The following is a 13,200-nucleotide window of genomic DNA, read 5'->3' on the forward strand; positions in this document are numbered from 1 at the left end:
TTATTCTCCTTCTTCGCCAAGAGCATTCGACAAATGATAAATGGCATCGCCCTCGTAAACTATCGGGGAATGATTTGCATTGATAATATAACCGTCGTTAGGTGCTTTTACTTTTCGTTCAAACTTTCCGTAGGGATCAGTTATTGTGGCAAGAATGGTTCCTTTTGTTACAAATTTACCTATTGAATTATAATCATGCAACAAACCAGAACATTTGGCACGTATCCAGCCCGATTTTTCAATATAAATCGTGTTGGTTTTTTGTTGTATTGCTGTATGTTTTAAATCTAGCATGTCGAGATGTTTAAGCAGTCTCTTCGCTCCATTGATGCCTTCTTCAGCAATATCATTATTAATATCTAGTGATTTTCCACCTTCAAATAGTAACATTTTTACGTCCATCCTTTCGCTGGAACTCCTAAAAGATCCCATTATATTTCTGGAATATAAGGTGAAAGGGGCATTAAAAACATCGGCAAGAATTTTTAAATCAGCATTGTTGTGTGCTATTCTAATTTGTGGTGCGTTGAATCGACTAGCTCCACCAGCATGAAAATCAACGGCATATTGTACAACAGGCATGATTTGGGATAGAATATGAAAGGCAAATCGGCTGGCCAAAGAACCCGTTTTACTTCCAGGAAAAACACGGTTCAAATCCCTGCCATCTGGAAATTCTCTAGATTTATTAACAAATCCGTACACGTTAATGATAGGAATACAAATTATAGTGCCTCTTTTTGGTTTGTTTATTTTTTTATGAATAAGTTGTCGTACGATTTCAACACCATTTATTTCGTCACCATGAATACCAGCAGAGAATAAAACTACTGGACCCTCTATTTTTGAACGCCTTACAATTACAGGGATGGTTAATTTTGTAGTGGTGTGCAGTCGGGCAATTTCAACATTTATTGTTTTGCTTTCGCCAGGATATATGCTTTCGCCAAAAAGCACAATAGGAGTAGTATTGCTTTTTATCATAAGTTCTTGAAAAGATAAAAATAAGCATAATAACGAATTACAACCAAGAATTAGGCTAAATATTTTGCAAGAAACAATTCGCTAGCATTGATTTGTATTTCGTAATTTTAGAAGTTAACTTTGTTACATGAATCCAACAGCTCTAGCCCTACAAATACAAACCTTACCAGACAATCCCGGCGTATACCAATATTACGACAAAGAGGGAAAAATTTTGTATGTGGGCAAAGCCAAAAATCTAAAGAAAAGAGTTTCTTCCTATTTTTATAAAATTCACGATACTGCTAAAACCAATGTGTTGGTAAAGAAGATTGTGACCATAAAACATATTGTGGTTCCTACTGAAACGGATGCACTTTTGTTAGAAAATAATTTGATAAAAACGTTGCAACCTCGTTATAATGTGTTGCTTCGTGATGATAAAAGTTATCCGTGGTTGTGTATCAAGAAAGAACCATTTTCACGCATTTTTGCTACACGTAGGATGGTTAAAGATGGATCGGAATATTTTGGACCATATACCAGTTTCAAAACAGTAAGTACGATTTTAGAGCTTATTAAAGAATTGTATCCGCTGCGTACTTGTAATTATGATTTAAGCAAGAACAATATTGAGAGTGGAAAATTTAAGGTATGTCTAGAGTATCATATTGGCAACTGTATGGGGCCATGTGAAGGTCATGAAACTATTGAAAACTACCAGAAACAAGTAGATGCCATTCGTGAAATTCTGAAAGGAAATTTTAAGGAGAGCATGAAGGATTTCAAGCGTGTCATGACAAAATTAGCTGCCGAAATGCATTTTGAAGAGGCGCAAAAAATCAAAGAAAAAATAGAGGTTTTAGAAAATTATCAATCGCGTTCTACTGTTGTAAATCCTAAAATCACCAATATTGATGTTTTTTCTATTGTGTCTGATGAGGCGGCTGCTTATGTCAACTTTTTACAAATTTCACATGGCTCCATTATTAGGTCACACACCATGGAAATCAAGAAAAAATTAGATGAGCCTGACGAAGAGCTACTCGAATTGGCTATAATCGAATTAAGAGAGCGTTTTCAGTTGTTATCTCGTGAAATAATTGTGCCGTTTCCAGTAGATCTGGGTGAAAACATAAAAATAACCGTTCCACAACTTGGGGATAAAAAGCAAATTTTAGATTTATCCATCCGTAACGCTAAGTTTTATCGAATAGAACAACTCAAACAACTACAAATTGTAGATCCAGACAGGCATACCAATAGGATCATGGCACAAATGCAAAAAGATTTACGCTTGCCCGTAGAACCTAGGCATGTTGAGTGTTTTGATAATTCTAATATTCAAGGTACAAATCCAGTATCAGCATGCGTAGTTTTCAAAGATGGTAAACCTAGCAAAAAAGATTACCGCCATTTTAACATCAAAACTGTCGAAGGGCCTGACGATTTTGCCTCTATGACTGAGGTGGTTTACAGACGCTACAAACGACTATTGGATGAAAATCAACCCTTACCTAACTTAATCATTATTGATGGTGGAAAAGGGCAGTTGTCATCAGCTTTAAAGAGTATTGATGAGTTGGGTTTACGCGGTAAAATTGCTATTATTGGCATTGCCAAAAGGCTGGAAGAATTGTTCTATCCCGGAGATTCTATTCCGTTATACCTAGACAAAAAATCTGAAACGCTCAAAGTTATTCAACAATTACGTAACGAAGCCCACCGTTTTGGGATTACGCATCATAGAGACAAACGCAGTAAAGCAGCGCTCAATTCATCTATAGAATCCATACCAGGTATTGGCGAAAAAACAATGTTGTCCTTGATTCAGCATTTTAAAAGTGTTAAAAGATTAAAATTAGCCACAGAAAAAGAAATTTCAGACGTTGTAGGTAGTTCAAAAGCCAAAAAAATTTCCGAATTTTACAACAACAAATAGTGTTTTTCTATGAGCCAATTCCAGCTATCCGTTTCAAGCGCTCCGCAAAAAAGCTTTTTTTCTAATAAAAGCAAAGGAGCTCCTGCGGTCGCTCTTTCCTTTCATGAAAAAATAGCTTTTTTTGCATCTCGGCTTTTCACTGCTATCTGGGGCTTTAAAGAAATACCTGCAACAGTTCTTCCAGCAGTACTCTTTTGTTTATTTTCTTTTTTATTAGGATCGCAAACTACAGTTGCACAAGAACAAAAAAGACCTAAAATAGGTTTGGTTTTAAGTGGAGGTGGCGCTAAAGGTTTTGCTCATATTGGGGTTTTAAAAGTGCTCGAAGAAGCAGGGGTTAAGATTGATTACATTGGCGGTACCAGCATGGGTGCAGTAATAGGCGGTCTTTATGCATCAGGATATACGGCAACTCAAATTGATTCTATCTTCCAGGCGACAAACTTCAATGAGCTGATCAATGATTTTATACCCAGATCTTCAAAGAATTTTTACGAACGACGAAACAATGAATTATATGCTTTGATCTTGCCATTTAATAAATTGAAAATTGGAATTCCTGAAGCTTTGTCAAAGGGAATGTACAATTACAATTTATTGAGCAGAATCACAAGAAACGTCCGACACGTGCAAGATTTCAACAAACTGCCAATTCCTTTTTTATGTATTGGGACCAACATTGAAACTGGCGAAGAGGTACTCTTAAACAAAGGCAATTTGGCGCAAGCCATGATCGCTAGCTCGGCTTTTCCATCCTTATTTGCTCCTGTTGAAATTGACGGAAAAATTCTTGTAGATGGTGGTGTGGTTAATAATTACCCTATTGAGGAAGTACGCAAATTAGGTGCTGATATTGTCATAGGTGTTGATGTGCAGGATGGATTACTGGACCGTAACCAACTTAAAGACGCAACAAAAATTCTGGTTCAAATTACAGGTTTACAGTCTATTGAAAGGATGAAAAGAAGTGTTTCTGATACAGATATTTATATAAAACCGGATATTTCGCAATATGGAGTAGTCTCCTTTGATAAAGGAAAAGAGATTATTCGAAAAGGAGAAGAAGCTGCAATTGTGGTATTGGATCAAATTAAAAAACTTGTAAATCCAGCTAAGCCTTATTATAAACCAAAGCTAGTACCACAATCAGATAGTTTGTATATAGGCAAAATCAATAGCGGTAAATTGGATAATTATACAAAAGAGTATGTCATTGGAAAATTGCGTTTTAAGCCAGGAGCAAAAACGTGTTATAATGATTTGTTACGCGGTATCAATAATATCAATGCCACACAAAATTTTAGTGCGATATCCTATTCCTTAGAGGCTAATGAAGATAAAGTAAACTTGAATTTAGATCTAAAGGAAAATCCAACTAAAACCTATTTAAAGTTCGGCTTGCATTATGATGATCTATTCAAGAGTGGTGTCTTGATAAATTTAACACGTAAAAAAGCCCTCTTAAAAAATGATGTAGCATCTTTAGACATTGTTTTAGGAGATAATATTAGATATAATTTTGATTACTACATAGAGAATGGTTTTAATTTAAGTCTTGGATTTAAGTCTTTTTACAATCAATTTAGTAGAAATGTGTCTAATGAAATAAGCCCAATTACGGCAAACAATCCTAGTCTCAATTCCATCAACGTTGATTTTACTGACTTGACAAATCAAGTGTATTTTCAATCTTTGTTTGTTCAAAAATTTTTGATTGGTGGTGGTGTAGAATTGAAATATTTAAAAATAAAATCAGAAACACTGGCTAACGTAGACCCTATTATAGACAATAGCAATTACGTAAGTCTTTTTGGGTATTTAAAAGCGGATTCTTTTGATAATAAATATTTCCCTAAAAAAGGTTGGTATTTTTCAGGTGATATTCAAACCTATGTAGCTTCGTCAAACTATACGGGGGATTTCCAACCTTATTCTATTACAAAAGGTGATTTTGGAGTAGCAGCGACTTTGTTTAAAAACACTACTGTAAAGTTCCAAACAGATGCTGGTTTCTCTTTTGGTCAACAAAGCGTTACTTTTTTCAATTTTATTTTAGGTGGTTATGGTTTCAATATGATAAATAATTTTAAATATTTGTATGGGTACGACCATTTGAGTGTTGCTGGAAATAGTTACATCAAATCTACAGCTACTATTGATTATGAGTTCTTGAAAAAGAATCACCTTAATTTTTCGGCAAATTTTGCTAATATTAGTGATCGTATCTTTGAAACAGGCAACTGGATTTCGATTCCAAAATATTCAGGATATGCAGTTGGATATGGTATGGAAACAATCATAGGTCCTGCAGAAATCAAGTATACATGGTCTCCTGAGCTTGCTAAAGGTTTTACCTGGTTTAGCATAGGCTTTTTATTTTAAACTTAAATTAATTCAAAAATAATTACGATATTTGTGATAATGAAAGCAAATTGGACAGGTTTATTAGCGCATTTACAATTCCTAATCAAGAGAAATCCGGAGTAGCGAATCAATTTTTGATTTAGAAAAAAAAACAAAGCGTTACCGCTGTAATTAATTACACCTTTTTTAAACAAAAAATTATGCCACTATATCATAAACTAGGGACTTTCCCGCAAAAAAGACACATACAATTCGAAAAACCGAATGGAGGTTTTTATTACGAACAATTGTTTGGAACCGAAGGTTTTCATGGACATGCCTCTTTATCTTACCATGTGCACCGTCCAACACAAGTCAAAGAAATTCTCAAATCATATTCGGTTGAACCTAAAATAGCCATTGGTAAAAACATCAAATCGTTGTTGCTAAAAGGATTTGAACTGAAACCCGAAGATGACTTTTTAGATAGCCGCAAAGCGTTATTAGTCAATAAAGATTGCACCATCGGTTTAGCAGCGCCCAAAAAATCTTTAACAACGTATTTCTATAAAAATGCCGATGCCGATGAAATGATTTTCATCCACAAAGGAAAAGGAAAATTGCGTACGATGTTAGGAAACATTCCTTTTGAGTATGGAGATTATCTAATTATTCCACGCGGAATTATATATCAAATTGAGTTTGATACCGATGATAACCGTTTGTTCTACGTAGAATCATTTGCTCCATTTTATACTCCAAAACGTTATAAAAACGAATCGGGTCAGCACTTAGAGCATTCTCCTTTTTGCGAGCGTGATTTTATTTTGCCTAACGAGTTAGAAACGCATGACGAAAAAGGAGATTTCCTTATCAAAATCAAAAAAGAAGGTATGATGCACGAAGTAGTGTATGCCACACATCCTTTTGACGTAGTAGGTTGGGACGGTTATAATTTTCCGTATGGCTTTAGCATTCACAATTTCGAGCCCATTACAGGACGAGTACATCAACCGCCACCAGTACATCAAACTTTTGAAACTGCCACTTTTGTAGTGTGTTCATTCGTACCAAGATTGTATGATTACCACCCAAAATCAATTCCGGCACCTTACAATCACAGTAATATTGATAGTGATGAGGTCTTGTATTATGTAGATGGTGATTTCATGAGCCGTAATAACATAGAGCAAGGACACATAACGCTGCACCCAAAAGGCATTCCGCACGGTCCAGCACCAGGCGCTATGGAGCGCAGTATTGGTCATACCGGAACCGAAGAGTTAGCCGTAATGGTAGATACTTTCCGACCGTTGATGGTTACTGAGGAAGCCATGGGATTAGACGATGGTCAATATTATAAATCTTGGGTCGAATAAATAAGTTTTCACCTTGGATTTCAGGAGCTATTTCCTGCTGTACGCTATATCTTTTTCTGGTCTCGTAAAAAAAACGAGACCAGAAAAAGGATGCCGCTTCCATCAGGGCTAGGAGTACAACATTCAAAACCATTTTAATAAAATAACAAACAGATTCTTTTATTTGATAACATCTAAAAAAGAATTCAAAAACAAATAAATACCATGTCAAAAGAAGTAAAATCAGTAGAATACGGACTAGAAAAAATATTTGAAGGAGCACAAGATTTCTTGCCGCTTTTAGGAACAGATTACGTAGAGTTTTATGTAGGTAATGCAAAACAATCTGCTCATTATTACAAGACAGCTTTTGGATATCAATCATTAGCTTACGCTGGTTTAGAAACGGGTGTAAAAGACAGAACATCTTATGTATTAAAACAAGATAAAATCCGCATTGTTTTAACTACGCCATTAACGCAAGATTCACCTTTACATGATCATTTAAAAAAACATGGTGATGGTGTAAAAGTAGCTGCCCTATGGGTTGAAGATGCTACAAGTGCTTACGAAGAAACCATGAAACGCGGTGCGCGCTCTTTTATGGAGCCAACTGTCGAAGAAGATGAGTTTGGTCAAGTAGTTCGCTCAGGGATTTATACTTACGGTGAAACGGTTCACATTTTTGTAGAAAGAAAAAATTACAACGGGATTTTCTTGCCAGGATACAAAGAATGGAAATCAGATTACAACCCAGAACCAACAGGATTAAAATACATAGATCACATGGTAGGAAATGTAGGTTGGAACGAAATGAATACTTGGGTAAAGTTTTATGAAGAGGTGATGGGATTTGTTAATTTCCTTTCATTTGATGACAAACAAATTAATACTGAATATTCAGCCTTGATGAGTAAAGTAATGTCAAACGGAAACGGAAGAATTAAATTCCCTATCAACGAGCCTGCCGAAGGAAAGAAAAAATCACAAATTGAGGAATACCTTGATTTTTATGGTGGGCCAGGAATTCAGCACATTGCTATTGCAACAGATGATATTATTAAAACAGTAAGCCAATTAAAAGCAAGAGGTGTAGAGTTCTTATCAGCGCCGCCACACGCCTATTATGAAGCTATTCCAGAGCGTTTAGGCGCTCACATGGATATGATGAAAGAAGATATCAACGAAATCGAAAAACTAGCCATCATGGTCGATGCCGATGAAGATGGATATTTGTTGCAAATTTTTACTAAACCTGTTCAAGATAGGCCAACCTTGTTTTTTGAGATTATTCAAAGAATGGGAGCCAAAGGTTTTGGTGCTGGAAACTTTAAAGCCTTATTTGAATCAATTGAAAGAGAACAGCAATTACGAGGAACGTTATAAAAGTTAATTATTTTTACATATTGTGAAAAAATAACCATTCATCGACCTATTTTTTATTAAATGTTGTGTTAAACTTTATTTTTTGTAAATAAAACTGGATTTGTTAGCTACCTTTGCACTCGCAAAAAGGGAAGGGGTGGTTTCCTTCCTAATTTCATATAAATTTCATAGTTTATAGTTTTTTGGTTAGTTAATAGCATAAAAACTCAGTCATTATTTGACTGAGTTTTTTTGTTTTAATATATTTGGAATAAAAATTGTAATACGAGTATATAAATTTATAAACTAAGAAATGAAAAAATTACTTGTACTCTGTATCATTGGTATCACCTTTGGTTTTTCCTCACCCCAAGAGGATGCCTACGCAGTAGGAGAGTTTTTTAAATTCAGAATTCACTACGGCATTGTCAATGCGGGTTATGCTACTCTTGAAGTAAAAGATGCCAATGTAAACAATAAAAAAACGTTTCATATTGTTGGGAAAGGCTACACTACAGGTATGTCACGATTTTTCTTTAAAGTAGATGATTTATACGAAAGCTATATTGATAAAGAAACAAGAAATCCATACCAGTTTGTTAGAAAAATTGATGAAGGCGGATACACAAAAAATCAAGAAGGTTTTTTTAATCAATCCTCAAATAAAGTAGTTGTAAAAGATTATAAACATAAAACAGAAAAGGCACTTTACATTCCGAAAAACACTCAGGATATATTGTCAACATTTTACTACCTTAGGAATCATCCTAATATTGATAAGTTAAATGTTGGAGAATCTATAGCTGTAGACATGTTTTTTGATGATGAAACCACAAAATTCAAGCTAAAATTTATAGGTCGTGAAAATATAACCACTAAATTTGGCGTTGTTCCCTCCATGATATTTCGTCCCTTAGTGCAATCAGGACGTGTGTTTAAGGAACAAGAAAGTGTTACGGTCTGGATATCAGATGATAATAATAAAGTGCCGTTACGCATAAAAGCTAGTTTAGCTGTAGGGTCTATAAAAGCAGATCTAGATGCTTATAAAGGGTTAAAAAGCCCATTTAAATTAAAAAAATAATGAGTAATACAGAGGTTTCTGAAACTATTTTAAAAGAAATTGAGCAAAAATATCAGGCTATTAATCAAAAAGTAGAAACCCAACTTGAAGGTTTGCTTTGGTCTAAACCCATAACGTATTGGGATTATATTCAAACAGATGCTTTGCTGGGCCTGCAAACACAGCGCACCACCCTTCCTGATGAAATGGTGTTCATCATGTATCACCAGGTCAATGAGTTAATTTTTAAAATGATTCTTTGGGAAATCAAGCAAATTGCCTATCAGCCAGCTATTGATGCTGAGTTTTTTACTGAAAGAGTCATGAGAATTAGCAGGTATTTTGACATGCTTACAACTTCTTTCAGTATTATGGGTGACGGTATGGAGGTAGACCAATACATGAAATTTAGAAATACATTAACTCCTGCTAGTGGTTTTCAAAGTGCGCAATATAGATTAATTGAGTTTTCATCCACTGATTTAATTAACCTTATTGATAATAGATTTAGAGGAACAATAGATAGAGATACCCCATATGAGCATGCACTAGAACATTTGTATTGGCAAGCAGCAGGAAAGGATTATCATACGGGTAAAAAAACCTATTTGCTAGATGAATTTGAGAAAAAATACAAAAAAGAATTTTTAGCCTACATGGAGGAATACAATACGATTAATATTTGGCAAAAATTCAAACAGCTACCAGAGTTAGATCAGCAAAATCCAGAATTAATCAAAGCTATGAGACACTATGATTATACGGTTAATATAACCTGGGTGATGCAGCATTTAAACACGGCTAAGAAATATATTGATCAAAGTGGTCAAGGAGATGGTGAAGCAACTGGCGGAAGCGACTGGAAGAAATACATGCATCCAAAATACCAAAAGAGAATTTTTTTCCCAGAATTATGGAGCAGTCAAGAATTAGAGAACTGGGGAGTTGAGGTGTAAGTTGAACTTAAACACATAGTTTGAAAAAAATATTCACAATAATTGCTGTACTAATATTAATAGTGTCATGCAAGCAAGAGGAACTTAAAGTTGAAACAGTTAAGGGTATAACAAAACCAAAAAAAAGTGAGTTTGGTTTTGTATATGCTGATTTTAATGTGGTACATGATACCATTCATGATGGCGATACCTTTGGGACTTTGCTGGAGAGTCAAAATATTGGTAATCGACAAGTTTATGATATTATAGCAAAAGTTAAAGATAGTTTTAATGTTAAGACAATTCGGCTAAATAGGCCTTATACTATTCTTAGATCTAAAAACAAAACTAATGATTTGCAGGTTTTTATTTATCAGCCTGATAATTTGAGTTATTATGTTGTAGATTTTAGAGATACTGCAATTGCGGTGTATAAAAAAGTAAAACCCATAACTATTAAAAGACGCACCATAGGTGGTGTCTTGAAAGAATCCTTATCAGAAACTTTGGGGAATGCTAAAATTGAAGGTGCTTTGGCTAGTAAAATCACTAAGATTTATGCGTACTCTATAGATTTTATGAAATTAAAAAAAGGCGATCGTTTTGCATTGACATTTACGGAGAGGTATATCAATGATTCTGTTTATGATGGAGTAGAGGAACTCGAGGCTTCTTTTTTTGAATACAAAGGAAAGTTTATTTATGCATTTCCTTTTGCACAAAATCCAGAATCAGGTAAAGTAGATTATTATGACGAACAGGGTAAGACATTAAAAAATTTCTTTCTCAAATCTCCAATAAAGTTTAGTAGAATATCTTCTCGTTTTTCATCTAGTAGATTTCATCCTGTTCAGCATCGCTGGAAAGCACATAAAGGTACGGACTATGCTGCGCCAAGGGGAACACCTATTACAACCACAGCAGGTGGAGTGGTTGAGCAAAGTGGTTATTCTGCTGGAAACGGAAACTTTGTAAAAGTCAAACACAATGGAACGTTTTCTACTCAGTACTTACACATGTCTAAAATTCTTGTGAGACGCGGACAAAGAGTTACTCAAGGACAAGTTATTGGCTTAGTGGGTAGCACTGGTCTGGCAACTGGTCCTCACGTATGTTATCGTTTTTGGAAAAATGGTGTTCAGGTTGATGCATTAAGACTCAAATTGCCTACTGGCGAGCCCATGACAGGTGCAAATAAAAATAGGTTCTTACAACAAATAACTCCTTTGAAACAAGAACTGGATAGTATTGCAAATTTATAAGCAAACAGTACTTTATTTTAATAGTAGGTAGAGAGCATCTGCTTTTAAAAATGAAAATACTTTGCACTTCTATTTGTGAAACAATCGGGTTTTTAATCATTAAACTAATTTGAGTATTTTTACCCAAATTTTATTACAACTAAAAAATACATTTTAAATGGCTTTAGATACAATTAATCCAACAAATACTAATGCTTGGAAAAAACTAGAATTGCACTTTCAAACTATGCAAAAGGCAACAATTCAAGATTTGTTCGAGTCAGATCCAGCAAGAACTGAAAAATTGAATATTCAATGGAATGATTTTTTAATAGATTACTCAAAAAATATCATTGATGAGGAAACAGTTCAGTTGTTAGTAGAATTAGCAAATGAAGTTGAACTTAAAGCTGCTATTGCTGATTATTTTGATGGTACAGTGATTAATAAAACCGAGAGTAGAGCCGTGCTTCATACTGCTTTGCGTGCTGTTGAATCTGCAGTGGTCAATGTAGATGGGATAAATGTAATGCCCGAAGTATATGAAGTAAAAAATAAAATAAAAGGATTTACAAACGAAGTCGTTTCGGGTATAAGAACTGGTTATACAGGAAAGCCTTTTACAGATATCGTAAATATAGGAATAGGAGGATCAGATTTGGGACCAGCAATGGTAGTCGAGGCACTTCAGTTTTATAAAAACCATCTTAACGTTCATTTTGTTTCAAACGTCGATGGTGATCATGTTCAAGAGATCCTAAAAAAATTAAATCCTGAGACAACGCTTTTTGTAATTGTTTCAAAAACATTTACCACGCAGGAAACTTTAACGAATTCAGAAACGATTAAAGATTGGTTTCTAAAATCAGCAAAACAAGAAGATGTTGCCAAGCATTTTGTTGCAGTTTCAACTAACCTTGAGAAAGTAACTGCTTTTGGAATAGATGCCAGCAACGTTTTTCCAATGTGGGATTGGGTTGGCGGTCGTTTCTCTTTGTGGAGTGCAGTAGGTCTTACTATCAGCTTGTCAATAGGGTATGATAATTTTAATAGTTTGTTGAAAGGTGCTAATGAAATGGACGAGCATTTTAAGACAGCTGATTTTGATAAAAACATGCCTGTTATATTGGCGATGTTGAGTGTTTGGTATAATAATTTCTTTGGTGCTGAAAGTGAAGCTTTAATTCCTTACACCCAGTACTTGCAAAAATTTGCACCTTACTTGCAGCAGGGCACCATGGAAAGTAATGGTAAAAGTGTTGGTCGAGATGGGAAACCTGTTAATTATCAAACAGGTACAATCATTTGGGGTGAACCAGGTACTAATGCGCAACATGCTTTTTTTCAGTTGATACATCAAGGGACAAAATTAATTCCAGCTGATTTCATAGGATTTGTTACTCCTTTATATGGAGATAACAATCATCATGATAAGTTAATGTCTAATTTCTTTGCGCAAACTGAAGCTCTGATGCATGGTAAATCAGCAACACAAGTTCAAAAGGAATTTGATCTTCAAGGGATACCAGTTGAGAAAGCAGAATTCCTATTACCCTATAAAATTTTCTCAGGTAACAAACCTACAAATACAATTTTGATTCAAAAATTAACCCCACATACTTTGGGTTCATTGATCGCTTTATATGAACACAAAATTTTTGTTCAAGGTATTGTTTGGAATATATTTAGTTTTGATCAATGGGGTGTTGAACTCGGTAAACAATTGGCAAATTCTATTTTAGCGGAGATTATCACAAAAGAGGTTAAAAGTCATGATAGCTCTACCGCTTTTTTATTAAATCATTTTTTAAAAAGTAAATAATGTGAAATTAGATTTACAATAGTAATATGTTATTAAGTTGAAATATTGATTTATCTAACATATTGATTTTATAAAAAGCTTTGATTTGTTTAAAATCAAGGCTTTTTGCTTTTTACGCAAAAGTTATGACAGCGTAATAATCAAAAGGTTGTGTTTTCACTTGTTGAT

9 protein-coding genes are annotated in these 13,200 nt (G+C 34.5%); 8 read left to right on the forward strand and 1 reads right to left on the reverse strand.

The window, feature by feature from the left end; translation table 11 throughout:
• Positions 1–984: a succinylglutamate desuccinylase/aspartoacylase family protein gene (locus tag DNC80_RS08680; protein ID WP_182650865.1), complete on the reverse strand. Its 984-nt coding sequence runs from the start codon at positions 982–984 to the stop codon at positions 1–3.
• A 127-nt stretch (positions 985–1,111) separates the two neighbouring features.
• Here DNC80_RS08680 and uvrC point away from each other — a divergent pair, with 127 nt between their 5' ends.
• The 8 genes from uvrC (at position 1,112) to pgi (ending at position 13,032) form a co-directional block, all read left to right on the forward strand.
• Positions 1,112–2,905 (forward strand): excinuclease ABC subunit UvrC, encoded by a 1,794-nt coding sequence (uvrC, locus tag DNC80_RS08685; RefSeq protein ID WP_182650867.1) that lies wholly within the window; start codon positions 1,112–1,114, stop codon positions 2,903–2,905.
• Between the two features lie 9 nt (positions 2,906–2,914).
• The gene (locus DNC80_RS08690) at positions 2,915–5,287 is read left to right on the forward strand and encodes a patatin-like phospholipase family protein (protein ID WP_182650869.1); all 2,373 of its coding nucleotides are present in this window, start codon (positions 2,915–2,917) and stop codon (positions 5,285–5,287) included.
• A gap of 182 nt (positions 5,288–5,469) precedes the next feature.
• Positions 5,470–6,627 (forward strand): homogentisate 1,2-dioxygenase, encoded by a 1,158-nt coding sequence (locus tag DNC80_RS08695; RefSeq protein ID WP_182650871.1) that lies wholly within the window; start codon positions 5,470–5,472, stop codon positions 6,625–6,627.
• A 204-nt stretch (positions 6,628–6,831) separates the two neighbouring features.
• Positions 6,832–7,992 (forward strand): 4-hydroxyphenylpyruvate dioxygenase, encoded by a 1,161-nt coding sequence (hppD, locus tag DNC80_RS08700; protein ID WP_182650873.1) that lies wholly within the window; start codon positions 6,832–6,834, stop codon positions 7,990–7,992.
• Positions 7,993–8,284: 292 nt separating this feature from the next.
• Positions 8,285–9,055, forward strand: coding sequence for a DUF3108 domain-containing protein (locus tag DNC80_RS08705; RefSeq protein WP_144890336.1), 771 nt, complete (start codon positions 8,285–8,287; stop codon positions 9,053–9,055).
• The gene (locus DNC80_RS08710; RefSeq protein WP_182650875.1) at positions 9,055–9,990 is read left to right on the forward strand and encodes a tryptophan 2,3-dioxygenase family protein; all 936 of its coding nucleotides are present in this window, start codon (positions 9,055–9,057) and stop codon (positions 9,988–9,990) included. The genes DNC80_RS08705 and DNC80_RS08710 overlap by 1 nt, the downstream gene beginning before the upstream one ends.
• A 20-nt stretch (positions 9,991–10,010) precedes the next feature.
• A complete protein-coding gene (locus DNC80_RS08715) occupies positions 10,011–11,231 on the forward strand; it encodes a peptidoglycan DD-metalloendopeptidase family protein (protein WP_182650877.1) in 1,221 nt (406 codons plus the stop codon).
• 157 nt (positions 11,232–11,388) lie between these two features.
• The gene (pgi, locus tag DNC80_RS08720; RefSeq protein ID WP_182650879.1) at positions 11,389–13,032 is read left to right on the forward strand and encodes a glucose-6-phosphate isomerase; all 1,644 of its coding nucleotides are present in this window, start codon (positions 11,389–11,391) and stop codon (positions 13,030–13,032) included.
• Positions 13,033–13,200: the final 168 nt, after the last annotated feature.

The sequence above is a fragment of the Flavobacterium sp. SOK18b genome (genome assembly GCF_014156605.1).
In the GTDB taxonomy this organism is placed as follows: Bacteria; Bacteroidota; Bacteroidia; order Flavobacteriales; family Flavobacteriaceae; genus Flavobacterium; species Flavobacterium tiangeerense.

Bases quoted from the DNA above. Each gene is read 5' to 3' on its own strand.
- DNC80_RS08710 (WP_182650875.1), top strand. From the start codon at position 9,055: ATGAGTAATACAGAGGTTTCTGAAACTATTTTAAAAGAAATTGAGCAA.
- DNC80_RS08705 (WP_144890336.1), top strand. From the start codon at position 8,285: ATGAAAAAATTACTTGTACTCTGTATCATTGGTATCACCTTTGGTTTT.
- uvrC (WP_182650867.1), top strand. From the start codon at position 1,112: ATGAATCCAACAGCTCTAGCCCTACAAATACAAACCTTACCAGACAAT.
- DNC80_RS08690 (WP_182650869.1), top strand. From the start codon at position 2,915: ATGAGCCAATTCCAGCTATCCGTTTCAAGCGCTCCGCAAAAAAGCTTT.
- hppD (WP_182650873.1), top strand. From the start codon at position 6,832: ATGTCAAAAGAAGTAAAATCAGTAGAATACGGACTAGAAAAAATATTT.
- pgi (WP_182650879.1), top strand. From the start codon at position 11,389: ATGGCTTTAGATACAATTAATCCAACAAATACTAATGCTTGGAAAAAA.
- DNC80_RS08695 (WP_182650871.1), top strand. From the start codon at position 5,470: ATGCCACTATATCATAAACTAGGGACTTTCCCGCAAAAAAGACACATA.
- DNC80_RS08680 (WP_182650865.1), bottom strand. From the start codon at position 984: ATGATAAAAAGCAATACTACTCCTATTGTGCTTTTTGGCGAAAGCATA.